Raw genomic sequence first — 25,999 nt, 5'->3', positions numbered from 1 at the left:
GCGAAAATTCTGACGTTGGCCGGAAGCCTATCCGATGCTCGACCACTTCAGCAGCTTCGTCACATCTCCTTTGATCTTGGTCGGGTTCGGATCTTTCGGGAAACGCATCATCAGGTTCCCATTCGGATCGACCATGAAGATGTGGTCGCTCAACTGCGTGCCGGCTTCGACCGGAAGCCATGCGGCGAGTGCGGCCGGATCGGCGATCAGCATGTCGGTGTCCCGATACGCCTTCTGGACGACATCCGGCACGTTCGACGGATCGGTACGCAGCCAGACGTTGAGCACGCGGTCGCGCTCCGCGCCTTGCGTCGCGCGCACCTGGCGCATGAAATACAGCTTCGTCACGCACGGCTGGCCGCACGCACTGGCGTCGACGGAAATCAGCAGCCATTTGCCGCGCAACGCGCTGAGTTTCATCGGCTTGCCGTCTTCGCCGGTGACGACCAGGTTGTCCGGAACCGGCCGCTGCGGTGCGACCAGCGTGCCGTAACTGGTGGTGCCGCCGGTCGGTTTGATCACGTAGTACGCGAGATACGACACGGCAATCGGCGCACCGCAGACGATCGCCAGCAGCAGCAGGATCCAGCGGCCGCGCTTCCATGAGCCCGGCTTGCGAGGCCGTCGCGCGCCGTTCGACGCGGGCAGCTCGGCGCCGGGACGGGACGCTACGGGTTTGCCGGGCTGCGGCGGTCGGGTGGATTGCGTCGACACTGCGTGACCTCCTGGATTCGATGAATGTGCGGCTGCGTGCGCGTTACGTGCTTTGTGCGCGTTATGCGTCAACCGGCTGTTCTTTTTTCGCGGCCCGCCGCGCGGCATACAGTCCGAACGCCAGCGCCGCGAGTCCCATGCCCCACCACTGGAACATATAACCGTAGTTGCGATCGACGCCGTTATCCGGCTTCGGCCAGTCGCGCACCAGCTTGTCGCCGTCGTCGCCGAGTTGCTGGATCACGAACGGCTGCAATGGCAAACCGGTTTCGGCGGCGTAGGCGGCGACGTCGAGATTCTGTCGGATCGGCTGATGCGCGGCCGACCCGCCATGACCCAGTTCGTACGCGCGCGTCGCATCGGCACGCGCAACGCCTTCGATCTCGATATCGCCCGTCGGCGTGTCGTACGGCGCGATCTCCGTGCGCTCGCTGATATTGCGCGGCAACCAGCCACGATTCACCAGCACGTAACCGCCGTCCGCGAGTTTAAAAGGCATCACCACATAAAAGCCCGGCTGATCGTTATAAGGACGATTGTCCAGATACACGACCTGCTCCGGTATAAACCGGCCGCGCGCGCGGACCCGGTGAAACTCGATCTCTTTCAGCGCGATCGGCGTCGCGCCGACAGTCTGCGGCGACGCGGTTTCGAATTGCGTGATCTGCGCTTCGAGCGCCTCTTTCTGCAGCGCGCGATCGCGTTGCCAGAAGCCCAGTTTCGCCGTGACGATCATCACGACCAGGATCAGCAGCGCGGGCACCAGACGAAACTTCATTGCGCGCTCCACAGCAGGGGACGCGGCTCAATCCGCGGTGCCATAATCGGGATGGTACGCACATTGCGCAAAGCTCGATCTCGCTCCCGATTTTCAGTGGATTCCATGCACATCCTCGTTCCAGTCGCCTTCGTTCTGATCATTGCCAGCATGGTCTCGGCGCTGTATTTCATGATGCACGACCGTGGCCGGACCAAGCGGATGGTGTGGTCGCTGGCAACTCGCGTGGGGCTGTCGATCTCGCTGTTCCTGTTCATCCTGTTCGCACACTGGATGGGCTGGATTCAGTCCACCGGCATTCCGCTGGGCCGCTGATCGCCGACGCGACGGTCGCGTCGTCTGGGCGGATGCTACTCCGCCGGTTGCGCGGGCGTTCGGCACCGCGCGATATTGCGACACCAGGCCGCACCCGCCAAACAAAACGCCGCCCCGACCGGGTCGAGAGCGGCGCTATGTCGATTCTGCTTCTGCTTCCTGCTACACGTCGATCAAACACGGATCACGGACAGCGCGGCTTCGTGCGGCGCACCGCACGCGAGCCATCACAACCAGTACACGACGACGTACAAGCCCAGCCACACGACGTCGACAAAGTGCCAATACCAGGCCGCGCCTTCGAACGCGAAGTGGTGGTCGGCGGTGAAGTGTCCACGGATCATCCGGACCAGCACGACCGCCAGCATCGTCCCGCCGAGAAACACGTGAAAACCGTGGAAGCCCGTCAGCAGAAAGAACGTCGAACCGTACACGCCGGATGCCAGCGTCAGGTTCAGTTCGTTGTACGCGTGGAAATATTCGAAGCCCTGGAAGAACAGGAACGTCACGCCGAGCAGGAGCGTGGCCGCGAGCCAGATGATCGCCTTCTTGCGATGATCTTCGCGCAGCGCATGGTGCGACACCGTCAACGTCGCGCCCGACGACAGCAGCAGCGCGGTGTTGATGGTCGGCACCGGCCACGGCGTCATCGACTTGAAGTGCGACACCAGCGCGGCCGGACCGTTGTTCGGCCACACAGCCGAGAAATCCGGCCAGATCAGCTTGTAATCGAGACTGCCGAGTTCGTGCAGCGCGATTTGCCGCGCGTAGAACAGCGCGCCGAAAAACGCGCCGAAGAACATCACTTCGGAGAAGATGAACCAGCTCATGCTCCAGCGATACGACGCGTCGACGTTCTTGCCGTACATGCCGCTCTCCGACTCGGAGATCGCGTCGCCGAACCAGTGCCACAGCGTGAAGAGCAGCCAGAGCAGGCCGACCACCACGGTGATCGGCGCCCAACTTTGGCCATTGACCCACTCCGCCAGCGAAATCAGCATGACCAGCAGCCCGATGGCCGCGCTGATCGGATGCCGCGACGGATGCGGTACGAAGTAGTACGGGCTCTCGTTTTGACCGCTCATTCCTGTATCTCCACTTCAGTCCAGTTGTCCCGGAAGCTCCGGCTGTGTCTTCGACGGCGCATTCGCGACCGCGCCGCTTTTGCTCTGATTCGTCACACTCGTCAGACTGCTGTACCGCCCGCTCACCCCACCACGAGGTGGACGACCAGGATCAGCACGCCGATAAAGATCGCCATGCCGATCAACGCCGCCGCAACCACATGCAGCGGATTGAGCGATGTCGCGTCCGCTTCGAGGTCGCGACGCTTGCGCACGCCCAGAAACGACCACATCACGGCTTTCATCGACTGGCCGAAGCTGCCTTTGCGGGCGCTGCCGTTACCGTTATCGCTCATCGGTGCGTTGTCTCCTCACGCTGCACATCAACCGGCGCTGCCGCTTCTGGCGGTTGCCGGCGTACTCAATTCGAAGAACGTGTACGACAGCGTGATCGTCTTGACGTCTTTCGGCAACTTGGGATCGACCACGAAGACCACCGGCAGCCGCTTCGTCTCGTTCGCCTTCAAGGTCTGCTGCGTGAAGCAAAAACACTCGATCTTCCTGAAGAACTCGGTGGCCTGCTTCGGCGCGTAGCTCGGAATGGCCTGCGCCTGGATCGTGCGTGGCTGTTCGTTGCTGACCTCGTACATCACCGTCATGACTTCGCCGGGATGCACGTCCATGCTGTGCTGCTCCGGCTTGAAACCGAGCGGTCCGCGCGCATTCGCGTCGAACTCGATCGACACCGTGCGCGTCATGTCGACCTGCGTATTCTTCGCCTCGCGCGCGGTCGTATCGCGTTGCACGAGGTTGTTGATGCCGGTGACTTCGCAGATCGCGCGGTACATCGGGATCAGCGCGAAACCAAAGCCGAACATCATCAACGCGACCACGACCAGCTTGAACAGCATCGAACGGTTGAAAGCGCGATCGGCTCCGGCCGGCGGTTGCGTCGACATCGAACTTCCTTAACGTACGGTCAGCACCGACAACGCGCGCGTCACGCGCCGTCGCGGCTCAACCACAACTGTCTGAAAACGGCACCCAGAAAAAAGACGGCGGCGACGCCCAGCAGAATCAGCCCCAACCGCTTGTTGCCCGCACGAATCTGTTCGGGCGACCGTCTTTTTTGTGGATTCCGGGTCATGCTGAATGGCGTGGATGCAATCGTTGCCCGCGCAACGACGGGATTTCCGGACGGCGCGAGCGATTGCCCCGCGCCGTCCGGACGGCATGACTTTATTCGACGGTCGGCGGTTGCTCGAACGTGTGGAACGGTGCCGGGCTCGGCACGGTCCATTCGAGGCCCGTTGCGCCGTCCCACGGCTTGTCCGACGCCTTTTCGAGATCGCCGCCGCCGCGATAGCACGGCAGCGCGACCGCGAACAGGAAGTACACCTGGGCGAGACCGAAGCCGAATGCGCCGATGGTGATGACCTGATTCCAGTCTGTGAATTGCGCCGGGTAGTCGGCGTACCGACGCGGCATGCCCGCGAGACCGACGAAGTGCATCGGCAGGAACGCGAGGTTGAAGAAGATCAGCGACGCCCAGAAGTGGATCTGACCGCGCGTTTCGTTGTACATCCAGCCGGTCCATTTGGGCGCCCAGTAATACCAGCCGGAGAACAGCGCGAACAGCGAACCCGCCACCAGCACGTAGTGGAAGTGCGCGACCACGAAATAGGTGCCGTGATACTGGATGTCGAGCGGCGCCATGGCCAGCATCAGGCCCGACAGACCGCCGAACGTGAACACCAGCAGGAAGCCCACCGCGAACAGCATCGGCGTTTCGAAGCTCAGCGCGCCGCGCCACATCGTCGCGACCCAGTTGAACACCTTCACGCCCGTCGGAACCGCGATCAGCATCGTGGCGTACATGAAGAACAACTGGCCCGTCACCGGCATGCCCGTGGCGAACATATGGTGCGCCCAGACCATGAACGACAGGATCGCGATCGACGCGGTCGCGTACACCATCGAGCTATAGCCGAACAGCGGCTTGCGCGAGAACGCCGGGATCACCTGCGACACGATCCCGAACGCCGGCAAGATCATGATGTAGACCTCGGGGTGACCGAAGAACCAGAAGATGTGCTGATACATCACCGGATCGCCGCCGCCCGCCGCGTTGAAGAACGACGTGCCGAAGTGGCGATCGAACAGCACCATGGTGATTGCGCCTGCCAGCACCGGCATCACCGCAATCAGCAGGTAAGCGGTGATCAGCCACGTCCACGCGAACATCGGCATTTTCATCAGCGTCATGCCGGGCGCGCGCATGTTGAGAATCGTCACGACGATGTTGATGCCGCCCATGATCGACGACGCGCCCATGATGTGGACCGCGAAAATCGCGTAGTCCATGCCCGGGCCCATCTGCGTCGACAGCGGTGCGTACAGCGTCCAGCCGGCCGCCGTCGCGCCGCCGGGCGCGAAGAACGAACCGACCAGCAGCACGGCCGCGGCCGGCAGCAGCCAGAAGCTGAAGTTGTTCATGCGCGCGAACGCCATGTCCGACGCGCCGATCTGCAATGGCACCATCCAGTTCGCGAAACCGACGAAGGCCGGCATGATCGCGCCGAACACCATGATCAGGCCGTGCATCGTGGTCAACTGGTTGAAGAACTCGGGCCGCATGATCTGCAGGCCGGGCTCGAACAGTTCGGCACGGATGCCCAGCGCCATCACGCCGCCGGACAGGAACATCACGAACGAGAACAGCAGGTACAACGTACCGATGTCCTTGTGATTGGTCGCAAACAGCCAGCGACGCCAGCCATGCGGCAGCTCATGGGCGTGGTCGTCGTGCGCGTGCCCTGCTACATCGTGTCCGATGCTAGACATGACTATCTCCTAATGCGAAAACTGCTGTACTGACCAGGGCTTACGTCAGGCGGCCGGATTGATCTGGACGCGGCGGGCTTCTTTCGCGTCGCTGCCGCCCGTGATGGTTTCCGGCTTCTTCATGATGATTCGGTCTTCGGCGATGCCAGCCGCTTTCAGCGCGTCGCGGACCGCGACGGCGCGGTCTTTGGCGAGTTTGCTGTTGATGTCGGCGGAACCGGTGGCGTCGGTGTAGCCAGACAGCGCGAACTTCGCGTCCGGATGCGCCTTCGCATACGCGGCGGCGGCGTCGACGGCCGCTTTCGCGTCGGCAGGCAGCGTGCTCTTGCCGGTGTCGAAATAGATGCTGGCGGGCAGACTCGCGCTATCCGCCGACGATGCAGCCGCAGCCGGTGCCGCGCCCGACGCCGACGCTTCCGCGCCGCTTGCCGCCGGAGCCGCGCCTGCGTCGGCCAGATGGTTGCCGCCTTCGGGCATCTTGCCGTTGCGCGCGTCGGCGATCTGTTTCGGTTGAAGCAGGTCGCCGGTGTGATTGCCCCACGAGTTGCGCTCGAACGTGATCACCGAAGCGATCTCGACGTCGTTCAACGTCGGTGCCCACGACGGCATCGCGCCCTTGCCCTTCAGCACGATGCTGACGTGATCGGCGATCGGGCCGTTCGCGATCTTGCTGCCGTCGAGTGCCGGGAATGCGCCCGCGCCCTTGCCGGTCGGCTGGTGGCAGACCGCGCAGTTCGACGCGTAGACCTTGCCGCCGCGATCCATCAGTTCGGCTTGCGTGTACGTCTTGTTCGGATCGTCGGCGCCGGCGGCCATTTTCTTCTTCTGGTCGTCGACCCATTTTGCGTAGTCGTCAGCGGACAGCACCTCGACCACGACCGGCATGAACGCGTGTTCCTTGCCGCACAGTTCCGTACAGAAGCCGCGGAACGTGCCGACCTTGTCCGCCTTGAACCATGTGTCGCGCACGAAGCCCGGAATCGCGTCCTGCTTCACGCCGAACGCGGGTACGTACCACGAGTGCACGACGTCGTTGGCGGTGGTGATGATGCGGATTTTCTTGTCGACGGGCACCACGAGCGGGTTGTCGACTTCCTGCAGATAAGTGGTGGTGATTTCCTGGCGGCCGTCGGTTTCGGCGCGCGGGGTGGTCAGCGTGGACAGGAAGCTGATGCCCTCGCCCGGACCCTTCACGTAGTCATAGCCCCACTTCCACTGATAACCCGTCACCTTGACGGTGAGATCGGCGTTGGTGGTGTCTTTCATCGCCACGACGGTCTTGGTGGCGGGCAGCGCCATCAGCACGACGATCACGAACGGCACGATCGTCCAGATGATTTCGACGGTGGTGCTTTCGTGGAAATGGGCGGCCTTATGGCCTTTCGATTTGCGGTGCGCGAAGATCGAATAGAACATCACCCCGAACACGCCGACGAAAATCACCGTGCAGAGGATCAGCATGAAGGTGTGGAGGTTATAGAGCTCCTCAGCGATTTTCGTCGCAGGCGGCTGGAGATTGATCTCGTTGACGGCTGGGCCGCCCGGGACATCGCCAACTGCCGCAAGGGCCGCACCGGCGAACAGCAGTCCGCTTATCGCCAGCACACCCATCAGGGCTCGCTTGATTGTTTTCATAGCTTCCTTACCCAAATTTTCCATTCAAACCCTCGACCCCGCTGGAAGGTTGCCCGTGCTCGCGGTAGAACGATCCACGGGTCGATGCGCAATCCGGCGCATCTAGCACCGCATGAGCCACATGCGTAATTCGCCAGCAAACTGGGCGCGCCGATATTGCGCCAGGTGTTGCCCTACCGTGACCGTCTGGCCGCGCGAGATCAGTCTGACCGGATCGCGCAGCGATGCACCCGGTTCAACCCGCACCCAGCGCGGATTGAATTCAAACTGGGTCTTGTGTTCCGCGCTGACCTGTTCGACGACGAGGCGGTTATGAAACAGCAGGATGCGCTCGTAATCGACGGCATGGCGCGCGTACACCGCAAAAGCGGCGCCGACTGCCAACAATTCGATACCTGTGAACGGCAACACCAGCCATGCGCCGGCCAGGACAAGCATGAACGCAATGGCCAGCGAGAACAACGCGAGCGATACATAGAAGCCGACGAACTGGCGCGGCGAAACCGAGCAGTTGCGCTTCATGGTCCAGTCTTTCAGGACCGGTTCCGATTCAGCTAGCAGATCAGATGCATCCATCGCCGCCTCCCGCGAAATGCTCCGCGCTGGTGCTCAACTTGGTGCTTTTTTCCGTCGACTTACCGCCGCCCGACGTCTCGGACTTATCGCTCCAAAAGTGGGGTCTGCGAGCGACAAACTGACGCATTATAGGCGCGTTCAAGGGCATCCACAAGCAAGGGGCAATCGGCCCAAAAGCCAAGCCCGACAAGCCTCTGCGCCGTTTTGACGCACTGTTGGCAGTGCTTTTCACTCCCTAATTTCTGACATAACAGATCGGGGGTTTACCTGGTCACCGATTCTTCGGTGAACCTTTGCCGATGTCTTCCAGACGTACGATTCCGTGACCTTCCGGCGTGGTCCGCGGCACGGCTTTCCAGGCGTGTCCATAGATGACTTCAAACGTGAGCGGGATCGTGCCGTCGGGTCGCCGGCGCGCTTCGAGCGCGGCCAGCAACGCGTCGTGCAGGCGTCGCCGCGAACTGCCGGAACCGGTGCCCTCGGTGGGCGCGGGATCGCGTTCGAACGGATACGCGCCCCACCGACGCACATCGCGAAGCAGCGACTGCGGCGACTTGTACGTGATCGTCAGCACTTCCTGGTCCATCACCGGAATCTCGAAGCCACTCTCGACCAGCATGTCGCCGAGATCGTGCATATCGACGAAATCGATCACATGCGCGCGTCCCGGCAAGCCTCGCGCCGCCTCGACTTCCGCATACGCGCCGCGCAATTCCTTCAGCGAATCCGGACCGAGCGTGCTGAACATCAGGAGTCCATTCACTTTCAGCACGCGCTGCCATTCGGGAAAAACCTGGTCGGGTCGCGAATGCCAATGCAGCGCGAGATTCGACCAGATCAGTTCGAACGCGGCCGCGGCAAACGGCAATGCCGCGAAATCGGACTGAGCAAAACGCGGACCTCGCGCGCCGAGCGCCTTGCCGATCGATGCCGGCAGAAAGCGGCGCCAGCTGGTGTCGCCTGCATCGTGGCGCAGCGCGCGGGTGAGCATCGCGTGGGAGATGTCGGTGCCGTAGACCGGCGCTTCGGGGAAACGCTCGCGCAACGCGGGCAGGTCGTCGCCCATGCCGCACGCTGCATCGAGCACGGCGGACGGAGCGATCTTGATGTAGTCGAGACGCTCGCGCATCCGTTGGGCGATTTCTCGCGGGAGGAAGGCGACGTCGTCGAAAGTCGATGCGCGACGATCGAAAATCTGCCGGAGACGCCGGGAATCATAGGCCGGACGGCTGCTTTTCGCGGATGTGGAGGGCATGGGAGTCGTGCTGACGAAGAGCCCGAAGTATACTCGCTCGCTTCCAGGCCTTCATCGACGCAGCCCTTGCGGGCGGCCCCTTCATGCGACTTCCGACACTTTCCGGCCGGCTTTATCCGCAACGCGCGACTTTGCGTCGCGGGATCGGATCGGCATGGGAAAAGTTCGCGCGGCCGATGTTGCCGAATCTGTGCACACTATGCGGCAATCTGTCGCACTCCACAGTGTGCGATGCCTGCGACAGCACGTACTGGAACGAAGCGCGTCTGCGCTGCGTCACGTGCGCGTTGCCGCTGACGCAGCATCGTCACAGTCAGCCGAACGGTTTCCGTTGCGCGGATTGCGTCGCCGCGCCGCCGCCGTTCGACGCCACGCTGGCGCTCGCCGACTACCGCGCACCGCTCGATACGCTCGCGCTAGGCCTGAAGTTTCGCGCGCGCCTGATGCTGGCGCATGCGTTGGCGCGCCGCCTCGCGCAGCGCATCGACGATGCACTTGACGCGGCCGATCCCGCGCGCCGTCTCGAACCCTTCGACGTGATCGCGCCGGTGCCGCTGGCGTCGCGACGGCTCGTCGCGCGCGGCTACAACCAGGCGTGGCAGATCGCGAAACCGCTCGCGGCCGCGTTGCAGGTTCGCGGCGACGCCACGCTGTTGCGTCGCGTGATCGACACCGCGCCGCAATCGAAGCTCGATCTCGACGCGCGGCGGCAAAACGTCGGCCGGGCGTTCGTCGTCGCCAAGCCGGTGCACGGCTTGCATGTCGGCATCGTCGATGACGTGATGACGACCGGCGCGACGCTCGAAGCACTGGCGCTCGCATTGAAGGCCGCAGGCGCGCGGCGTGTGACGAATCTCGTCGCGCTGCGCACTCCGAAAAATTAGTTCTCACCAGACTTACACCATGTTCAACGTCGTGCTCGTCGAGCCGGAAATTCCGCCGAACACCGGCAATGTGATTCGCCTGTGCGCCAATACCGGCGCACGTTTGCACCTGATCGAGCCACTCGGCTTTCCGCTCGACGACGCGCGCATGCGTCGCGCCGGTCTCGATTATCACGAGTACGCCGAAATGCAGGTCCACAAGGACTGGGACGCGTTCGTCGCGAAAGAAACGCCCGATCCGACGCGGATGTTCGCGTTCACCACGCGCGGTTCCGGACGCTTTCACGATCACGCGTTTCAGTCCGGCGACTGGTTCGTGTTCGGCGCGGAAACGCGCGGCCTGTCCGACGACGTGCTGAATCGCTTTGCGAACGAACAGCGCGTGCGCCTGCCGATGCGGCCCGGCAATCGCAGCCTGAATTTGTCCAATACGGTTGCGGTGGTCGTGTTCGAAGCATGGCGCCAGTCCGGCTTCGACGGCGGCGCCTGATCGGCGCTCGCGCTCTGCTCGCGTTCTGCTCAGGTTTTGCGCAGACGGCCGAGTTCGGCTTCGTACCGCGCGAGCATCGCGTCGTCGAAACAGGCAAAAATGACCTGCGTGACGGCGGGTGCGGACGGTAACGTGTCGATCACCGTCGCGACCGCGATACGCACGGCGTCATCGGGCGGAAAACGGTAGACGCCGCAACTGATCGCCGGAAACGCGATCCCCGCGCAACCGGCTTGCTGCGCGACTTCCACCGAGCGCCGGTAACATGACGCGAGCAACGCGCGCTCGCCATGTCCGCCGCCGTTCCACACCGGTCCGACGGTGTGGATCACGTGTCTGGCGGGCAAGCGGTAGCCGCCGGTGAGTCTCGCGTCGCCGGTTTGACAGCCGCCGAGCGTTTCGCACTCGCGCAGCAATTCCCGCCCCGCCGCACGATGAATCGCGCCATCCACGCCACCGCCGCCCAGCAACGACGTATTCGCCGCGTTGACGATCGCGTCGAGCGCGAGTGTGGTGATGTCCACAACGCGCGCGTCGAGCGTCGCGTGTCCGGTCTTGAGCATGGAAACCTCCGCGGGTCGAAGCACACACGTCGCCGGTCGGGCGCGGCCGGTATGGTGTGGACAACGGCGCGCAACTGCCGTTCCGCGAACGTTCGAACGTTGCGGCGCGCGTATTCCCACCGAGGATTGCAGATGTGAAAACGGCCCGGAGAATCCGGGCCGTTGGTCGTTCGCGCATTGATGGCGCGTGGTTCGTGCGCCTGTCGCCGCGTTATTCCGCTTTCGAATCGCGACGCAGCAGCGCACTGACCGCATCGCGCGGGGCGACGCCGCTGAACAGCACGTCGCAGACCGCTTGCGTGATCGGCATTTCGATCCCGTGCGCGTCGGCGATGGCCAGCACCGCCCGCGCGCAACGCACGCCTTCGGCGACATGACCGAGCGCGGCGAGAATGTCGTCGAGCGTGCGGCCGGTGGCGAGTTGCATGCCGACCGTCCGGTTGCGCGACAGGTCACCGGTGGCCGTCAGGATCAGATCGCCGAGACCGGTCAGCCCGGTGAACGTTTCAGCACGGCCGCCAAGCGTCACGCCGAGGCGCGACATTTCCGCCAGCCCGCGCGTGATCAGCGCCGCGCGCGCGTTCAGACCGAGGCCGAGGCCGTCGGCGATGCCCGTGGCGATGGCCAGCACGTTCTTCACCGCGCCGCCCACTTCGACCCCGACGACGTCGTCGCCGGTGTAGATGCGCATGGCGCCGTGATGGAACGCCTCGACCGTGCGCTCGCGACACGCCGCCGATGCACTGGCGACGGTCAGCGCGACCGGCAAGCCCTGCCCGACTTCACGCGCGAAGCTCGGACCCGACAGCACGCCGTTGCTGGCATGCCCGCCGAGTTCGGCCGCGACCACCTGATGCGGCAGCAACTGCGAATCGGCGTCGAAACCCTTGCACAGCCACACGATATGCGCCGGCGTGCGACCGGCGTCGCGCATGGTGCGCAGCATGCCGCGCAACCCGGCGACCGGCGTGGCGATCACGCACAACGCGTCGTCCGCCGAAGCGTGGTCGAGCGCGGTGAGGAGATCGGCTTCGTAACGGAGCGCGGCCGGCAACGCCACGCCCGCCAGATAGCGGGCGTTTTGCTGCGAAGCGGAGAGTTCGGCGACGAGCGCGCTGTCGCGCGCCCACAGCACCGTATCGTGACGCGCGGCCAGATGGCCGGCGAGAGCGGTGCCCCAAGCACCGGCGCCAAGGACGGAGACCTTCATACCCGGCACCGTCGGCGACCTTAGTGCGTGGTGCCGTTGGTCGTCGCCGCGCCGCCTTCCTGCGAGGCGATCTGCGCGAGACGTTGCTCGTACAGCGCCTGGAAGTTGATTTCAGCGAGGTGGATCGGCGGGAAACCGGCGCGCGTGATTGCGTCGGCGATGTTCGAACGCAGATACGGGAACAGAATGGTCGGGCACGCGATGCCGACCAGCGGGTCGATCTGCTCGGCCGGGATGTTGCGGATGTCGAAAATGCCGGCTTGCTTGGCTTCGATCAGGAACGCAACCTTGTCCGACACCTTTGCCGTCACCGTACCGGTCACGAGGATTTCGAACACGGTGTCGGCGAGGCGCTCGGCCTTCACGTCCACTTCGACTTCCACCGACGGCATTTCCTGCTCGAGGAAAATAGCCGGCGAATTCGGCTGCTCGAGCGACATGTCCTTCAGGTAGATGCGCTGAATGTTGAAGAACGGCTGGTCATTCTGGTCGGACATGATTGGATAATTCCTAATTGTGTTCAATAAGGCGGACATTGGACCGCCCAACGATGCGATACGCGCCGCCCGCCATCAGGCCGAACGGCTGCGTACCGGCTTGTTGCTGCATACCGTCTGCGTACTTTCTACTTTATTCGAAGGTAGCGCCAGCGTTGCCCGACCCCGATCAGGCAGCGTCCAGCAACGGCATCAGACCGCCCGCGCGATCCAGCGCGGAGAGATCATCGTAACCGCCGACGTGCGTCTCGCCGATGAACACCTGCGGCACCGTGCGACGACCCGTGCGAGTCATCATTTCTTCACGACGCGCCGGGTCTTTGTCGATCAGCACCTTTTCAACGTGCTCGACGCCGCGCGACTTTAAAAGACGTTCGGCCATCTGGCAATACGGGCACACCTGCGTGCTGTACATGATCACTTTGTTCACTTCGCTGCTCCTTGTTTCACGACCGGCATTCCCGCTTTCTGCCAGGCATCGACACCGCCTTCGAGAACGTGGACTTCCGCGTAACCTGCATCCTGCACGATACGCGCGGCCTTGTTCGACTGCTGGCCGGTCTGGCAGACCAGCAGCACCGGGTTGCTCTTGTTCTTGACGAGTTGCGCGACTTTCGCCTGCAATTCGGCAAACTCGAGATGCCGTGCCGCCGGCAGGTGACCCTTCGCGAAGTCGGCTGACGGGCGCAGGTCGATGACAGCGGCATTGCGCCGGTTGATCAGCTGCGTGGCGGCGGCGGCGGAAAGCCCGCCACGGCCGCGGCGGCTGATGGTCGGCCACAGGAGCAACCCACCAGAGATGAGGACGATCGCGATGAGTACAAGGTTGATGTAATCGGTGAAGAACTTCACGGATAAGCCGCCGAAAAAGAGAGAAATCGGAAAGGGATGATGCACCCATTATAAAATAACCGTCTGACGCGATGGCGGCGCACCGTTTGCACGTGCGACGATCGCTTTACCGCTTCCTTACTACCGACCGGCATCCTCATGTACAAACTCGTTCTCATCCGCCACGGCGAATCGACGTGGAACAAGGAAAACCGCTTCACCGGCTGGGTCGATGTCGACCTGACCGAACAGGGCAACCGTGAAGCGCAGCAGGCTGGCGTGCTGCTGAAGGAATCGGGCTTCACGTTCGATATCGCGTACACGTCCGTGCTCAAGCGCGCGATCCGCACGCTGTGGCACGTGCAGGACCAGATGGATCTGATGTATCTGCCGGTGGTGCATTCGTGGCGTCTGAACGAGCGCCATTACGGCGCGCTGTCGGGTCTGAACAAGGCCGAAACCGCCGCGAAATACGGTGACGAACAGGTGCTCGTATGGCGTCGCAGCTATGACACGCCGCCGCCCGCGCTCGATCCGTCCGACGACCGCACCGCCTACAACGATCCGCGCTACGCGAAGGTGCCGCGTGCCGAGCTGCCGCTCACCGAGTGTCTGAAAGACACCGTCGCGCGCGTGCTGCCGATGTGGAACGAGTCGATCGCGCCCGCCGTCAAGTCGGGCCGCAAGGTGCTGATCGCCGCGCACGGCAACTCGCTGCGCGCGCTGATCAAGTATCTGGACGGTATTTCCGACAACGACATCGTCGGGCTGAACATTCCGAACGGCGTGCCGCTCGTCTACGAACTCGACGAAAACCTGAAGCCGATCAAGCACTACTACCTCGGCGACCAGGACGCGATCGCGGCCGCGCAAGCCGCTGTCGCCAAACAGGGCAAGGCAGGCTGATCGCCTGCGGGCGCGACCGGCGCTGAACCGCGCCGGTCTGCGCCACGCAATGCCACACAAGAGCGGCCGCCCGCGTGCAAGCACGCGGGCGGCCGTTTCCGTTTCCGTTTCTGGTTCGTCCGTTTCCGCCCGGCATGCCGGTTCGCGTGCGCCGCGAGCCGTTGCGCCACCGGCGCGCCATCTCGCTGCCACGCTGGGGCCACCTCGGCGCCACACGCCAGCCATCGCGCAGGCCTACACTGCTCCGGCATCGGGTCACCGCGTCCGACCGCGTGCTGTCGCCGCCGCGTGATCACCGGTCACTTTGTTTGCGCATCGCGCAAACGCAGAACCCACAAGCCTTCGGACGGTCGAATGGCGATTACCCTGTGTGCGCACAGTCTTGACGGGTGTGCAGTTATACTTGTCCGTCCCCTTCTCTTTGACGCTGCCACGCGCTTCCGACCGCAACAGACTCTATGCGAAAGAACCTGAAAAATATCGGCCTGATCGCCGCGGGCCTTGCCACCGGCGTATTTGCAACCCTGCAACTTTCCGCCTCGGCCCAGCAACCCGCCAGCGCAGCATCCGCCACCGCCGCACCGCTCCCCCTCGACCAGCTCCGCCTGTTCGCCGAAGTTTTCGGTCAGATCAAGCACGAGTACGTCGAACCGGTCGACGACAAGAAGCTGCTCACCGCCGCGATCAAGGGCATGGTGTCGAGCCTCGATCCGCACTCGTCGTACCTCGACAAGACCGACTACCAGGAATTGCAGGAACAGACCAAGGGTCGTTTCGCAGGCCTCGGCATTGAGATTTCGTCGGAAGACGGCTTGATCAAGGTGATCTCGCCGATCGAAGACACACCGGCGTTCCGCGCGGGCATCCGTTCGGGCGACCTGATCACGCGTATCAACGACAAGCCGGTTCGCGGCATGACGCTCGACCAGGCCGTCAAGCAGATGCGCGGCGATCCGGGCACCAAGGTCACGCTCACCATCTTCCGCAAGACCGACGACCGCACGTTCCCGCTGACGGTGACGCGTGCGATCATCAAGGTCCAGAGCGTGAAGATGAAGATTCTCGCGCCGGGCTACGGCTATATCCGCATCACGAGCTTCCAGGAACGCACTACGCCGGATCTCGCAGCCAAGCTGCAGGACATCGCGCGTCAGCAGCCGAACCTGAAGGGCCTCGTGCTCGATCTGCGTAACAATGGCGGCGGTCTGCTGCAAAGCGCGGTCGGTGTGGCGGGCGCGTTCCTGCCGCCGGATTCGGTCGTCGTGTCCACCAACGGCCAGATCCCCGACTCGAAGCAGGTCTATCGCGACACCTACGATAACTATCGTTTGCAATCCTTCGACGGCGATCCGCTGAAGGGCCTGCCGGCGATCTTCAAGACCGTGCCGATGATCGTGCTGACCAACGCGTACTCCGCGTCGGCATCGGAAATCGTGGCAGGCGCATTGCAGGATCAGCATCGCGCGATCCTGCTGGGCAAGACCACGTTCGGCAAGGGTTCGGTGCAAACGGTTCGTCCGATGACCGCAGACACCGCGCTGCGTCTGACCACCGCTTACTACTACACGCCGAGCGGCCGTTCGATCCAGAACAAGGGCATCCGTCCTGATGTCGCGGTCGATCAATACGCCGATGGCGATCCTGACGACGCACTCGTCACGCGCGAAGTCGACTACTCGAACCACCTTGCGAACACGCAGGATCCGAACGAGAAGAAGGAAGCCGAACAGCGCGAATCGGATCGCATGGAGCAACTGCGCCTGCTCGAAGAGCAGAACGACAAGAAGACGCCGGAACAGCGTCAGAAGGATCGTGAACGCAAGCCGGTCGAGTTCGGTTCGACCGACGACTTCATGCTGGCGCAAGCGCTGAACAAGCTCGAAGGCAAGCCGGTGCAGGAATCGAAGTCGCTGAGCGAGCGCCGTCTCGCGCAGAACAAGCCGGAGCAGTCCGCTTCCGCTCCGGTCGCCGTCAAGCCGACGCAGCCGGTTCCGGGTGCATCGGGCGCGGTGCCGGCGTCGGCGCCGGCTACGCAAGGCAAGTAAGCCTTTTGCCTGAACCGGGCTGATTCAGCCTGAACGTGTCGTCGCGGCGCTCGCCGCGACGACACGACTCCCAAGATTCCGCAGCATCGCTTTTCAACACCCTCCGCCGTACCGTCTTTCTCCGCGCGACTAAAATAACCAGATCCAGCGCCCTCTCCGCCATGAACGACGAACAACTTCTCCGTTATTCCCGCCACATTCTGGTCGATGAACTCGGTATCGAGGCGCAGCAGCGTTTTCTCGACGCGCACGCGATCGTAATCGGCGCGGGCGGCCTCGGCTCGCCGGCGGCGATGTATCTGGCGGCGGCAGGTGTCGGCCGTTTGACGCTGGTGGACGCGGATACCGTCGATCTGACCAATCTGCAACGCCAGATCCTTCACGTGACGGCGTCGGTGGGACGGCCGAAGGTCGAATCGGGTCGCGACACGATTGCGCAGTTGAACCCGGACGTTCGCGTCGATGCCATCGCCGAACGCGTCGACGATGCGTGGCTGGCGGCGAACGTGCCGTCCGCGAGCGTCGTCCTCGATTGCACGGATAACTTCGCGACGCGGCATGCGATCAACCGCGCGTGCGTCGCCGCGCACGTGCCGCTGGTGTCGGGCGCGGCGTTGCGCTTCGACGGCCAGATCAGCACCTTCGATTTCCGCGACGACGCATCGCCCTGTTACGCGTGTGTATTCCCCGAAGATCAACCGTTCGAGGAAGTCGCATGTTCGACGATGGGCGTGTTTTCGCCGACGGTCGGCATCATCGGCGCGATGCAGGCGGCCGAGGCGCTGCGGGTCATTGCGGGCATCGGTACGCCGCTGGTCGGTCGTCTGATGATGCTCGACTCGTTGCGGATGGAATGGAACACGATGCGCATCGGCCGACAGCCGGATTGCGCGGTGTGCGGGACGCCGCATCGCGATTGACGAAACGTCGGTCGGAAATAGAAAAAGGGCACAGCGCGCTGTGCCCTTTTTTATTGCTCCGCTGTGTCGTGCCGTGCGCGACACGCAAGCAGCGATCGTTCAGATCAAGCCGACGTCACCCGCTTCAGCGCCGCCTGCACTTCTTCCGGCTCGAACGACGCCAGCACGTCCGCGACCGGCTTTTCCAGCGTCTTCAGATGCGAGCGCAGCACTTCCTGCTTCACCACCAGCAACTGGCTCGGGTGCATCGAAAACTCGGTCAGACCCATCCCCAGCAGCAGACGCGTCACCGACGGATCACCCGCCATTTCGCCGCACACCGACACCGGTACGCCCGCGCGCTTCGCCTCGCGCAGCGTGAACGCGATCAGATGCAGCACCGCCGGATGCAATGGATCGTACAGATGCGCGACCGCGTTATCCGCACGGTCGATCGCGAGCGTGTACTGGATCAGATCGTTGGTGCCGATCGACAGGAAGTTCAGGCGCTTCAGAAACAGCGGCAACGCGATCGCCGCAGCCGGGAATCTCGATCATCGCGCCGACCTGCACGTTCGGATCGTATGCGAGCCCGGCATCGTCGAGTTGACGCTTGGCTTCCTGAATCAGGTCGAGCGTCTGGTCGATTTCCTGCGCGTGCGCGAGCATCGGAATCAGGATCTTCACCGTGCCGTAAGCCGATGCACGCAAAATGGCGCGCAGTTGCGTCAGGAACATCTGCGGCTCGGACAGGCTCCAGCGGATCGCGCGCAAGCCTAGCGCCGGATTCGCCGCGGTCTCGTAACCGTCGCCACTCATCGAATCGAGCGGTTTGTCCGCGCCGACATCGATCGTGCGGATCGTCACCGGCAAACCGTTCATCAATTCGACCGCGCGACGATACGCGGCGAACTGCTCTTCCTCTTCCGGCAGCCGGTCCTTGTGATTCATGAACAGGAATTCGGTGCGGAACAGGCCGATGCCCGTTGCGCCCGCCTCGACCGCCGCCGCCGCGTCTTCCGGCAATTCGATGTTCGCGCACAACTCGATGCGCGTGCCGCAGAGTGTCTGCGTGGGCGAAAACTTCAGACGCTGCAGCTTGCGCTGTTCGAGCGCTTTCTCGCTTTGACGATACGAATATTCTTCGAGGACGATCGGTGCGGGATCGACGATCACGATGCCGTGGTCGCCATCGACGATGATCAGATCGTCCTGACGGATCAGTGCGCTCGCATGCTGCACGCCAACGGCCGCCGGAATGCCGAGACTGCGCGCGACGATCGCGGTATGCGACGTGCGTCCGCCGAGATCGGTGACGAAGCCCTGGAAGGTTTGCGTCTTGAACTGCATCATGTCGGCCGGCGCGATGTCGTGCGCGACCACGATCATTTCGTCGCAGGCGCCGTGCGCGCTCGCCGGCAACGACACCGATGCACCCGCCAGCGCTTTAAGCACCCGTTCGACGACCTGTTCGATGTCGGCTTTGCGCTCGCGCAGATATTCGTCTTCGATATCGTCGAAATGGCGCGACAAACGTTCGAGCTGTTCGGTCAACGCCCATTCGACGTTGTAGCGACGCGTGCGGATCAGGTCGATGGTTTCCTGAACCAGCATCGCGTCGTTCAGGATCATGGAATGCACGTTGATGAACGCGCCCATTTCGCTCGGCGCGTCGGCGGCGAGATCGGCGCGCAGCGCGTCGAGCTCTTCGTGCACGCGTTGCTGGGCCGAGCGGAAACGCTCGATCTCGCCCTCGATTTGCGTGGGCTCGATCAGATAGTGGTCAACATCGAGTGCAGCCGGAGCGATCAGATACGCCCGCCCGATTGCGATACCGCGTGACACGGGAATTCCATGCAGCGTGAACGACACGCGCACCTCCTCTAGTTGTGGAATGCCGCGGAGGACCGCTGCAATGCTCTCAGACGCAGATCGTCATTATAAATTCCGCAGCGCTCTCACGCGTGCTGGAACTGTGTGCGGCGCAGCACGATTTGTCTTTCGTCACGCTTCGAACAGGCTTTCATCGTCATGGCCCGACATGCGAAAAAAAACGCCGCGGGTCAGCCGCGGCGTTCGGGTGCAAACATCAAGCATGCAGCATGCTTACTGTCCTTCGCCGAATTTGTCCGCGATCAACTTCAGGATAGCGTCCATTGCGTCCTTTTCGTCCGCACCTTCGGTTTCGATCACCACGGTACTGCCGATGCCGGCCGCCAGCATCATCACACCCATGATGCTCTTTGCGTTGATGCGCCGCCCATTGCGGCTCATCCAGATTTCAGACTGAAAATTGCCCGCAAGTTGCGTCAGTTTCGCTGATGCGCGTGCGTGCAAGCCCAGCTTGTTCACGATAGTCGTTTCCTGTTGCAGCATGTGATGATCCGAAGCGCGGGTGATGGTGTGATGAAAAAGGGAAAAACCGGCCAGCGTCAGCAGCCGGGGGTGCCTGCTTTCTGCGCGAGCGCATCTTCGGGCGCCATGACCTCGACGCATTCGCCGATGGGCGGACACATGGGTGGCGTCGGCGTGGACGGATTCACCGCGTGAATGCCCTTGGTCGCGCCCGCCAGCGCCTTGTCGGCGAGCGTGTCGAGCGGCGTCGCGCGGTAACAGACCGCGCGCACCAGCATCGGCAGATTCACGCCGCACAACACGCGCACCTGCGGCAGGGTTGCGAGCCGCGCGGCGATGTTGGAGGGTGTCGCGCCGAATACGTCGGTGAGCACGAGCGTGCCGTTCTCTTCCTTCAGACGTTCGACTTCCGCGTTCGCCAGCGCGACGACCTGAACCGGATCGCAATCCGCGCTCACATCGATCACACCGATGCGCGCGGGCAACCCACCGTAAATATGAGCGACACACTCGCGTAGCGCGGTTGCGAACGGAGCGTGCGCAATGATCAGAATGCCTGCCATGTCAGCCTTGAGCCTTGCTGCAAAAATGCGGCCATGAACCGTTGCCTTGCCTGAAGCACCCTCGACCGGCCGTTGGTCGTGAGGGCCGGGACAGCGACCTCCTGCCCAGCATGCGTAGAAAACCTACGCTCGACTTGCATTCAACCCCGCCACACCCTACACATGTGATGTACAGGCAATCGGGAGCGGGCATTGTATCAGGCTCATTTTCGCGCTCTTCGTCCAGCTCCGGCGGCTGTTTCCGTGTGAAGCGGGATCAGCCGACCGCGCGTTCCAGTGCGTCGATAAACATCGCTGCCACGTCGAAACCGGTCTGATCCATGATCTCGCGGAAACAGGTCGGGCTCGTCACGTTGACTTCGGTGAGCCAGTCGCCGATCGCATCGAGCCCAACCAGTAGCAAACCGCGCGCCGCCAGCACCGGCGCGACCGTTCTGGCGATCAGGTTGTCGTGCGCGGTCAGCGGCTGCGCACGGCCGAGGCCGCCCGCCGCCAGATTGCCGCGCACTTCGTTACCTTGCGGGATACGCGCTAAAGAATATGGCACCGGTTCGCCGCCAATCAAGAGAATGCGCTTGTCGCCGTCCTTGATTTCGGGAATGAACTTCTGCGCCATCACCGAGCGCGCGCCGTCGTGACTCAGCATTTCGATGATCGAACCGAGGTTCATGCCGTCCGGCTTCACCCGGAACACGCCTATGCCGCCCATGCCGTCGAGCGGTTTCAGGATCACGTCGCCGTGCTGGTCGTGGAACGCGCGCAAGCGGGCCGGATCGCGCGTGACCAGCGTGGGCGCGACGAACTGCGGAAATTCGCCGATTGCGAGCTTTTCCGAATGATCGCGGATCGACTGCGGCTTGTTGAAGATGCGCGCGCCGCCGCGTTCGGCCAGTTCCAGCAGCCACGTGGACGTCACGTATTCCATGTCGAACGGCGGGTCCTTGCGCATCAGCACGGCGCCGAAGCTTTTCAGCGCGCGCGGGGCAACGGCATCGGGCACGTACCAGTTATCGCGATGACCGTCCGCCTCGTCGCCGACGATCTGAAAGCGATACACGTTCGCTTCGACGTCGCCGCCCGTCCACGCCAGATGCTGCGGTTCGCACGCAAACAGCGTGTGACCGCGGCGCGCGGCCTCGGCCATCATTGCGTAGGTCGAATCCTTGTAGATCTTGAAGCGGTCGAGCGGGTCGGCGATGAAGAGAATGTCCATGAAGATCCTGATGCGCCCGTGTGGGCCTGACGCTATTCGTTAGTAAAAGGCGCGAGCGACGCGCTCGCCCCGATGTGATTTAAGCTGGCCTGGCTCGGGCAGTTTCAGATCAAGCATAGCCAGCGACGCCGCAAAGCGCACGACGCGGACGGCGCCGCCCGCGTGCGAACGGCGCAGCGAGCCATCAAACCTGGATCGCTTCCGGATCGGTCTTTTCCAGCTCGACCGACGCCGCCAGCAAGCCGAGCCGCGCCACCACGCCGTACATATAGAAGCGGTTCGGCGGCGCCGCGCCGGGCTTCGCGTGCGCATCGGGCAGCGCCGTGTGTTCGAAACCGAGCGGCACGAAGTGCATGCCGGGCGCGTTCAGGTTCTGGTCGCGTTCACGGCTGCCGTGCACGCGATAGAAACCGCCGACCACATAGCGGTCGATCATGTACACGACCGGTTCCGCCACTTCGTCGCCGACGCGCTCGAACGTATACACGCCTTCCTGAACGATCACGTCGTGCACTTCGAGGCCTTCTTTGGTGGCCGCCATCCGCGCGCGTTCGCGCTTGGTCAGCGCGGCGACTTCCGACGCGTCGTGCACCGTCATCACGCCCATTCCGTACGTGCCGGCGTCGGACTTGACGACCACATACGGTTTTTCGGAAATGCCGTACTCGCGATACTTCTTCGCGATCTTTTTCAGCACGCCGTCGATCGCGTCGGTGAGCGCTTCGTCGCCGGTGCGCTGCTCGAAGTCCACGCCTTCGACGTGCGCGAAGTACGGATTGATCATCCACGGGTCCACGCCGACCATCTTCGCGAACTTCTTCGCGACGTCGTCGTAGCAGGAAAAGTGCGTGGACTTGCGACGCACCGCCCAGCCGGCGTGCAGCGGCGGCAGCAGATACTGTTCGTGCAGGTTTTCGAGCACGGGCGGAATGCCGCCCGACAGATCGTTATTGAGCAGAATCGAACAGGGATCGAAATTCTTCAGGCCGAGACGGCGCGGCGACCGTTCAAGCGGTTCGAGCACGAGCTTCTGGCCGTCGGACAACGTGATCGTGACCGGCCCCGCGATGGACTCGTCCAGCGAGCCGAAACGCACGTTCAGACCCGCCTGACGCATGATCATCGCGAGCCGCGCGACATTCTCCAGATAAAACGCGTTCCGCGTGTGCCGCTCGGGAATCACGAGCAGGTTTTTCGCGTCGGGGCAGATCTTTTCGATCGATGCCATGGCCGCCTGAACGGCGAGCGGCAGCACTTCCTGCGGCAGGTTGTTGAACGCGCCGGGGAACAGGTTGGTATCGACGGGCGCAAGCTTGAAACCGGCATTGCGCAGGTCGACCGAGCAGTAGAAAGGCGGCGTGTGTTCCTGCCATTCGAGGCGAAACCAGCGCTCGATGGCGGGCGTAGCGTCGAGGATCTTCCGCTCGAGATCGAGCAGCGGGCCGTTTAACGCCGTAACTAGGTGCGGAACCATTGATCACTCGCAGACTGGGAAGAAAGATTGTAGAGCAAATGCTTTGCCCATTTGGGGACGGTTTCCTCATCTGCAAGCCGGCGCGCCCGTGCTTGTCGCTATCGCGGCGATAGTCGGGTCATCGCGCGAAGCATCGAATCCCGGACGACCCCGTCGCCTGTTTCCGTCTCAGCAAGAAAAAAGCCCGCCATGAAGGCGGGCCAAATTGCTGCGCTTTACCATAACCGGAGGTGAAGCAGGTATTGCGTGATACCGCCCGGACCGTCGCGGTCCGGGCGCGGTGAAACGTCTTTATTCGACGTGTTCGCCATGCAGCGTGATGTCCAGACCTTCGCGTTCCTGTTCTTCCGTCACGCGCAGACCCATCACCATGTCGATGATCTTCAGCAGGATGTAGCTCACCACACCGCTGTAGACCAGCGTCGTCAGCACGCCCTTTGCCTGCAGAACGATGCTGCCGTCGAAGCCGCCGATGTCCTTGACCGCGAACACACCCGTCAGCAGCGCACCCACGATACCGCCGATGCAGTGCACGCCGAACGCGTCGAGCGAGTCGTCGTAACCGAGCTTGTGCTTGAGCCACGTTGCCGACCAGAAGCAGACCACGCCTGCGATCAGACCGATTGCCAGCGCACCGCCGACACCGACGAAACCTGCCGCCGGCGTGATAGCGACCAGACCTGCGACCGCACCCGAAACGATGCCGAGCACCGACGGCTTACCCTTGGTGATCCATTCGGCGAACATCCAGCCCAGTGCGGCGATTGCCGTTGCGATTTGCGTCGTCAGCATCGCGAAACCGGCACGGCCGTCAGCAGCCAGCGACGAACCTGCGTTGAAACCGAACCAGCCCACCCACAGCATCGCGCCACCGATCAGCGTCAGCGTGAGGTTGTGCGGAGCCATGACTTCCTTGCCGTAGCCGACGCGCTTGCCGAGCACCAGGCAGCAGACCAGACCGGCGATACCGGCGTTGATGTGCACCACCGTGCCGCCTGCGAAGTCCAGGATGCCGGCCGTTGCCAGCCAACCCGTCGGTTCCCACACCATGTGAGCGATCGGCGAGTAGACGATGATCGACCACAGCGACATGAACACCAGCATCGACGAGAACTTCATGCGGTCAGCAAACGCACCGGTGATCAGCGCCGGCGTGATGATCGCGAACGTCATCTGATAGACGAAGTAGACCGATTCCGGAATCGTCGTGGCCAGATGGCTGACGGTCAACGTCGTTGCCTTGTCGCCCTTGATGTAGTTCATGCCCGACAGGAACACGCGCGAGAAACCGCCCAGGAACGAGCCGCCCGGCGTGAATGCGAGGCTGTAGCCGACGACCGTCCAGATGATCGTCACGACACAGGTGATCGCGAAGCTTTGCATCAGCGTCGACAGCACGTTCTTCTTGCGGACCATGCCGCCGTAGAACAGTGCGAGGCCCGGGATCGTCATGAACAGCACGAGCGCGGTGGAGGTCAGCATCCAGGCGGTGTCGCCCGAATTGATCTTCGACGAATCGACCGAGAACGGGGCAGTCGGCGCGGCCGGTGCTGCGTCGGCAGCAGGCGCGCTGGCAGCCGCGGCAGCGGAAGCGTCAGCAGCAGGAGCCGAGGCCGGGGCCGCAGCCGATGCATCCGCCGCCGGCGCGCTGGCCGTCGTATCGGAAGCAACGGCAGCGGACGCAGCTGCAGGAGCGGAAGCGTCGTCCGCGAGGGCGGCGCCGATACCGCCCGCGAGCAGCGAACCGGCCATCAGCAAGGACATCAATAATTTGCGCATCTTCATTTCCTCTTGTGTCGCTATCTCTTCTATTACAGGGCGTCCGCCCCGGTCTCCCCGGTACGAATCCGGATCACTTGCTCGATCGGCGTAACGAAAATCTTGCCGTCGCCGATCTTCCCCGTGCGAGCTGCGCGTTCGAGTGCTTCGATCGCCTGATCGACGATGTCGTCCGAGACCGCAGCCTCGATCTTCACCTTCGGCAGGAAGTCGACAACGTACTCAGCCCCGCGGTACAGCTCCGTGTGGCCCTTTTGCCGCCCGAAACCTTTCACTTCCGTCACCGTGATCCCGGAGACGCCGATTGCCGACAAGGCTTCGCGCGCCTCATCGAGCTTGAACGGCTTGATGATTGCGGTAATGAGTTTCATGAGATCCCTCTCTTTAGTTGCTTAAACCCGTTTGCGTAACCCGTTGCTGCCGTGTTTTCCGCCGTTCCCGCCGCGTCGTTGTGCGATTCCCAGCGCACCGAGCTGCTTCGACGCGCCGCCGGAAAAACATGCCGGGAAGTGCGCGCGGCCCAGTAACAGCAACTCCCATGCCAATTCGAAATCGCGATTACCCGTAGCTTTCAACCGCCCGTCGCGCGGGGCTCCCTGGCCGGATGGCCAACGCGGTGGCGGTCCGGTGGCACGCCGCATGGATCATTGCTAGAGTGTCTACAGGCTTTGCAGAACAGCGCACGCACCAAAGGCGCTCACGCTTAAAATCGCGACCGACCGCCGTGCACCAGTATCGATCATCCGACGTAACGGAGCACAGGCGTAACGACACACGCACAGTTTTTGTGCAACAAGGGGAAAACAATGAAACAACCGAACGACGTCTTTAACGACTTGCAGGCGAAGCTCGGCGAGCTGCTGAAGAACTCGCCGGCCAAGGATGTCGAGCGCAACGTGAAGGCCATGCTGTCGCAAGGCTTCTCGCGGCTCGACCTGGTCACCCGCGAAGAATTCGACACGCAGACGCAGGTGCTGGTGCGCACGCGTGCGCGTCTGGAAGAACTGGAACGACGCGTCGCCGAACTCGAACAGAAGCTGCCGGTCCCGACGCAAAACCCGTAACGCGGGCAGACACGCAGTAGCGGTCGTCAACATCACCGGCAAGCG

At 63.0% G+C, this 25,999-nt stretch carries 28 protein-coding genes and 1 pseudogene; 7 read left to right on the top strand and 22 right to left on the bottom strand.

Annotation, left to right across the window (positions count from 1 at the left end; genetic code table 11):
- Window positions 1-27: 27 nt before the first annotated feature.
- Entirely contained in the window at window positions 28-714 is a 687-nt protein-coding gene (locus tag PW947_RS00400; RefSeq protein WP_299628623.1) for a cytochrome C oxidase subunit I, read from the bottom strand.
- 61 nt (window positions 715-775) lie between these two features.
- Complete coding sequence (locus PW947_RS00395; protein ID WP_299628622.1) at window positions 776-1,492, bottom strand: SURF1 family protein; 717 nt, start codon at window positions 1,490-1,492, stop codon at window positions 776-778.
- Between the two features lie 105 nt (window positions 1,493-1,597).
- Between PW947_RS00395 and PW947_RS00390 the strand changes: the two genes are divergently transcribed.
- Entirely contained in the window at window positions 1,598-1,807 is a 210-nt protein-coding gene (locus PW947_RS00390; RefSeq protein ID WP_299628620.1) for a twin transmembrane helix small protein, read from the top strand.
- A 227-nt stretch (window positions 1,808-2,034) separates the two neighbouring features.
- Here the strand turns inward: PW947_RS00390 and PW947_RS00385 are convergent, their stop codons facing one another.
- From PW947_RS00385 to PW947_RS00350, 8 genes are all read right to left on the bottom strand, one after another.
- A complete protein-coding gene (locus PW947_RS00385) occupies window positions 2,035-2,892 on the bottom strand; it encodes a cytochrome c oxidase subunit 3 (RefSeq protein WP_299628618.1) in 858 nt (285 codons plus the stop codon).
- Between the two features lie 122 nt (window positions 2,893-3,014).
- Window positions 3,015-3,227 (bottom strand): DUF2970 domain-containing protein, encoded by a 213-nt coding sequence (locus PW947_RS00380; protein WP_299628616.1) that lies wholly within the window; start codon window positions 3,225-3,227, stop codon window positions 3,015-3,017.
- 27 nt (window positions 3,228-3,254) lie between these two features.
- Entirely contained in the window at window positions 3,255-3,830 is a 576-nt protein-coding gene (locus PW947_RS00375) for a cytochrome c oxidase assembly protein (RefSeq protein ID WP_299628614.1), read from the bottom strand.
- A 41-nt stretch (window positions 3,831-3,871) separates the two neighbouring features.
- Window positions 3,872-4,018, bottom strand: a complete 147-nt coding sequence (locus tag PW947_RS00370) for a cytochrome oxidase small assembly protein (RefSeq protein WP_299628612.1) — start codon at window positions 4,016-4,018, stop codon at window positions 3,872-3,874.
- Between the two features lie 92 nt (window positions 4,019-4,110).
- Complete coding sequence (gene ctaD / locus PW947_RS00365) at window positions 4,111-5,715, bottom strand: cytochrome c oxidase subunit I (protein ID WP_299628610.1); 1,605 nt, start codon at window positions 5,713-5,715, stop codon at window positions 4,111-4,113.
- A 45-nt stretch (window positions 5,716-5,760) separates the two neighbouring features.
- Window positions 5,761-7,374, bottom strand: coding sequence for a cytochrome c oxidase subunit II (gene coxB, locus PW947_RS00360; RefSeq protein ID WP_299628608.1), 1,614 nt, complete (start codon window positions 7,372-7,374; stop codon window positions 5,761-5,763).
- A 78-nt stretch (window positions 7,375-7,452) separates the two neighbouring features.
- On the bottom strand, window positions 7,453-7,926 hold the full coding sequence (locus PW947_RS00355) for a DUF2244 domain-containing protein (RefSeq protein ID WP_299628606.1): 474 nt from the start codon (window positions 7,924-7,926) through the stop codon (window positions 7,453-7,455).
- A 271-nt stretch (window positions 7,927-8,197) separates the two neighbouring features.
- Entirely contained in the window at window positions 8,198-9,181 is a 984-nt protein-coding gene (locus PW947_RS00350; protein ID WP_299628604.1) for a methyltransferase domain-containing protein, read from the bottom strand.
- A 176-nt stretch (window positions 9,182-9,357) separates the two neighbouring features.
- On the opposite strand from PW947_RS00350, the gene PW947_RS00345 reads away from it, so the two are divergent.
- Both PW947_RS00345 and trmL read left to right on the top strand, forming a co-directional pair.
- Window positions 9,358-10,065, top strand: coding sequence for a ComF family protein (locus PW947_RS00345; protein ID WP_299628654.1), 708 nt, complete (start codon window positions 9,358-9,360; stop codon window positions 10,063-10,065).
- A 19-nt stretch (window positions 10,066-10,084) separates the two neighbouring features.
- Window positions 10,085-10,555, top strand: coding sequence for a tRNA (uridine(34)/cytosine(34)/5-carboxymethylaminomethyluridine(34)-2'-O)-methyltransferase TrmL (trmL, locus tag PW947_RS00340; RefSeq protein ID WP_299628602.1), 471 nt, complete (start codon window positions 10,085-10,087; stop codon window positions 10,553-10,555).
- Between the two features lie 29 nt (window positions 10,556-10,584).
- On the opposite strand, the gene PW947_RS00335 is transcribed toward trmL, so the two are convergent.
- From PW947_RS00335 to PW947_RS00315, 5 genes are all read right to left on the bottom strand, one after another.
- Complete coding sequence (locus PW947_RS00335; RefSeq protein ID WP_299628601.1) at window positions 10,585-11,118, bottom strand: O-acetyl-ADP-ribose deacetylase; 534 nt, start codon at window positions 11,116-11,118, stop codon at window positions 10,585-10,587.
- Between the two features lie 211 nt (window positions 11,119-11,329).
- Window positions 11,330-12,328 carry an NAD(P)H-dependent glycerol-3-phosphate dehydrogenase gene (locus PW947_RS00330; protein WP_299628598.1) on the bottom strand — a complete coding sequence of 333 codons (999 nt, stop codon included), beginning with the start codon at window positions 12,326-12,328 and terminating at the stop codon, window positions 11,330-11,332.
- A gap of 20 nt (window positions 12,329-12,348) precedes the next feature.
- Complete coding sequence (secB, locus tag PW947_RS00325; RefSeq protein ID WP_299628597.1) at window positions 12,349-12,825, bottom strand: protein-export chaperone SecB; 477 nt, start codon at window positions 12,823-12,825, stop codon at window positions 12,349-12,351.
- Between the two features lie 169 nt (window positions 12,826-12,994).
- A complete protein-coding gene (gene grxC, locus PW947_RS00320; protein ID WP_169485380.1) occupies window positions 12,995-13,255 on the bottom strand; it encodes a glutaredoxin 3 in 261 nt (86 codons plus the stop codon).
- Window positions 13,252-13,677 carry a rhodanese-like domain-containing protein gene (locus PW947_RS00315; protein WP_299628592.1) on the bottom strand — a complete coding sequence of 142 codons (426 nt, stop codon included), beginning with the start codon at window positions 13,675-13,677 and terminating at the stop codon, window positions 13,252-13,254. The genes grxC and PW947_RS00315 overlap by 4 nt, the downstream gene beginning before the upstream one ends.
- A gap of 138 nt (window positions 13,678-13,815) precedes the next feature.
- Here PW947_RS00315 and gpmA point away from each other — a divergent pair, with 138 nt between their 5' ends.
- The 3 genes from gpmA to moeB all read left to right on the top strand — a co-directional run bounded on the left by gpmA (window position 13,816) and on the right by moeB (window position 17,527).
- The gene (gene gpmA, locus PW947_RS00310) at window positions 13,816-14,562 is read left to right on the top strand and encodes a 2,3-diphosphoglycerate-dependent phosphoglycerate mutase (protein ID WP_299628590.1); all 747 of its coding nucleotides are present in this window, start codon (window positions 13,816-13,818) and stop codon (window positions 14,560-14,562) included.
- Between the two features lie 458 nt (window positions 14,563-15,020).
- Window positions 15,021-16,607 (top strand): S41 family peptidase, encoded by a 1,587-nt coding sequence (locus tag PW947_RS00305; RefSeq protein WP_299628588.1) that lies wholly within the window; start codon window positions 15,021-15,023, stop codon window positions 16,605-16,607.
- A 161-nt stretch (window positions 16,608-16,768) separates the two neighbouring features.
- The gene (gene moeB / locus PW947_RS00300) at window positions 16,769-17,527 is read left to right on the top strand and encodes a molybdopterin-synthase adenylyltransferase MoeB (RefSeq protein ID WP_299628586.1); all 759 of its coding nucleotides are present in this window, start codon (window positions 16,769-16,771) and stop codon (window positions 17,525-17,527) included.
- Window positions 17,528-17,631: 104 nt separating this feature from the next.
- Here the strand turns inward: moeB and ptsP are convergent.
- From ptsP to PW947_RS00265, 7 genes and pseudogenes are all read right to left on the bottom strand, one after another.
- Window positions 17,632-19,378 (bottom strand): annotated as a pseudogene (gene ptsP, locus PW947_RS00295) (phosphoenolpyruvate--protein phosphotransferase).
- Window positions 19,379-19,612: 234 nt separating this feature from the next.
- Window positions 19,613-19,882: an HPr family phosphocarrier protein gene (locus PW947_RS00290; RefSeq protein ID WP_299628584.1), complete on the bottom strand. Its 270-nt coding sequence runs from the start codon at window positions 19,880-19,882 to the stop codon at window positions 19,613-19,615.
- Window positions 19,883-19,938: 56 nt separating this feature from the next.
- The gene (locus PW947_RS00285) at window positions 19,939-20,424 is read right to left on the bottom strand and encodes a PTS mannose transporter subunit IIA (RefSeq protein ID WP_299628582.1); all 486 of its coding nucleotides are present in this window, start codon (window positions 20,422-20,424) and stop codon (window positions 19,939-19,941) included.
- 256 nt (window positions 20,425-20,680) lie between these two features.
- Entirely contained in the window at window positions 20,681-21,637 is a 957-nt protein-coding gene (gene gshB, locus PW947_RS00280; RefSeq protein WP_299628580.1) for a glutathione synthase, read from the bottom strand.
- A 184-nt stretch (window positions 21,638-21,821) separates the two neighbouring features.
- Entirely contained in the window at window positions 21,822-23,111 is a 1,290-nt protein-coding gene (gene gshA / locus PW947_RS00275; RefSeq protein WP_299628578.1) for a glutamate--cysteine ligase, read from the bottom strand.
- Between the two features lie 291 nt (window positions 23,112-23,402).
- Window positions 23,403-24,890 (bottom strand): ammonium transporter, encoded by a 1,488-nt coding sequence (locus PW947_RS00270; RefSeq protein ID WP_299628576.1) that lies wholly within the window; start codon window positions 24,888-24,890, stop codon window positions 23,403-23,405.
- A gap of 32 nt (window positions 24,891-24,922) precedes the next feature.
- Window positions 24,923-25,261, bottom strand: a complete 339-nt coding sequence (locus PW947_RS00265) for a P-II family nitrogen regulator (RefSeq protein ID WP_006048089.1) — start codon at window positions 25,259-25,261, stop codon at window positions 24,923-24,925.
- A gap of 435 nt (window positions 25,262-25,696) precedes the next feature.
- On the opposite strand from PW947_RS00265, the gene PW947_RS00260 reads away from it, so the two are divergent.
- The gene (locus tag PW947_RS00260; RefSeq protein ID WP_299628517.1) at window positions 25,697-25,954 is read left to right on the top strand and encodes an accessory factor UbiK family protein; all 258 of its coding nucleotides are present in this window, start codon (window positions 25,697-25,699) and stop codon (window positions 25,952-25,954) included.
- Window positions 25,955-25,999: the final 45 nt, after the last annotated feature.

The organism is Paraburkholderia sp., from assembly GCF_028283785.1.
Lineage (GTDB): Bacteria > Pseudomonadota > Gammaproteobacteria > Burkholderiales > Burkholderiaceae > Paraburkholderia.
The sequence above is the reverse complement of the archived record's forward strand: the minus strand, read 5'-3'. Positions and strand labels throughout refer to the sequence as shown.

Bases quoted from the DNA above. Each gene is read 5' to 3' on its own strand.
- PW947_RS00380 (WP_299628616.1), bottom strand. From the start codon at position 3,227: ATGAGCGATAACGGTAACGGCAGCGCCCGCAAAGGCAGCTTCGGCCAG.
- PW947_RS00290 (WP_299628584.1), bottom strand. From the start codon at position 19,882: ATGCTGCAACAGGAAACGACTATCGTGAACAAGCTGGGCTTGCACGCA.
- PW947_RS00370 (WP_299628612.1), bottom strand. From the start codon at position 4,018: ATGACCCGGAATCCACAAAAAAGACGGTCGCCCGAACAGATTCGTGCG.
- ctaD (WP_299628610.1), bottom strand. From the start codon at position 5,715: ATGTCTAGCATCGGACACGATGTAGCAGGGCACGCGCACGACGACCAC.
- PW947_RS00350 (WP_299628604.1), bottom strand. From the start codon at position 9,181: ATGCCCTCCACATCCGCGAAAAGCAGCCGTCCGGCCTATGATTCCCGG.
- PW947_RS00375 (WP_299628614.1), bottom strand. From the start codon at position 3,830: ATGTCGACGCAACCGCCGGCCGGAGCCGATCGCGCTTTCAACCGTTCG.
- PW947_RS00390 (WP_299628620.1), top strand. From the start codon at position 1,598: ATGCACATCCTCGTTCCAGTCGCCTTCGTTCTGATCATTGCCAGCATG.
- gpmA (WP_299628590.1), top strand. From the start codon at position 13,816: ATGTACAAACTCGTTCTCATCCGCCACGGCGAATCGACGTGGAACAAG.
- PW947_RS00260 (WP_299628517.1), top strand. From the start codon at position 25,697: ATGAAACAACCGAACGACGTCTTTAACGACTTGCAGGCGAAGCTCGGC.
- PW947_RS00305 (WP_299628588.1), top strand. From the start codon at position 15,021: ATGCGAAAGAACCTGAAAAATATCGGCCTGATCGCCGCGGGCCTTGCC.
- PW947_RS00265 (WP_006048089.1), bottom strand. From the start codon at position 25,261: ATGAAACTCATTACCGCAATCATCAAGCCGTTCAAGCTCGATGAGGCG.
- PW947_RS00270 (WP_299628576.1), bottom strand. From the start codon at position 24,890: ATGCGCAAATTATTGATGTCCTTGCTGATGGCCGGTTCGCTGCTCGCG.
- gshA (WP_299628578.1), bottom strand. From the start codon at position 23,111: ATGGTTCCGCACCTAGTTACGGCGTTAAACGGCCCGCTGCTCGATCTC.
- PW947_RS00335 (WP_299628601.1), bottom strand. From the start codon at position 11,118: ATGCTCAAGACCGGACACGCGACGCTCGACGCGCGCGTTGTGGACATC.
- trmL (WP_299628602.1), top strand. From the start codon at position 10,085: ATGTTCAACGTCGTGCTCGTCGAGCCGGAAATTCCGCCGAACACCGGC.
- PW947_RS00330 (WP_299628598.1), bottom strand. From the start codon at position 12,328: ATGAAGGTCTCCGTCCTTGGCGCCGGTGCTTGGGGCACCGCTCTCGCC.
- PW947_RS00285 (WP_299628582.1), bottom strand. From the start codon at position 20,424: ATGGCAGGCATTCTGATCATTGCGCACGCTCCGTTCGCAACCGCGCTA.
- gshB (WP_299628580.1), bottom strand. From the start codon at position 21,637: ATGGACATTCTCTTCATCGCCGACCCGCTCGACCGCTTCAAGATCTAC.
- PW947_RS00385 (WP_299628618.1), bottom strand. From the start codon at position 2,892: ATGAGCGGTCAAAACGAGAGCCCGTACTACTTCGTACCGCATCCGTCG.
- moeB (WP_299628586.1), top strand. From the start codon at position 16,769: ATGAACGACGAACAACTTCTCCGTTATTCCCGCCACATTCTGGTCGAT.
- PW947_RS00345 (WP_299628654.1), top strand. From the start codon at position 9,358: ATGTTGCCGAATCTGTGCACACTATGCGGCAATCTGTCGCACTCCACA.
- coxB (WP_299628608.1), bottom strand. From the start codon at position 7,374: ATGGAAAATTTGGGTAAGGAAGCTATGAAAACAATCAAGCGAGCCCTG.
- PW947_RS00355 (WP_299628606.1), bottom strand. From the start codon at position 7,926: ATGGATGCATCTGATCTGCTAGCTGAATCGGAACCGGTCCTGAAAGAC.
- PW947_RS00395 (WP_299628622.1), bottom strand. From the start codon at position 1,492: ATGAAGTTTCGTCTGGTGCCCGCGCTGCTGATCCTGGTCGTGATGATC.
- secB (WP_299628597.1), bottom strand. From the start codon at position 12,825: ATGTCCGACCAGAATGACCAGCCGTTCTTCAACATTCAGCGCATCTAC.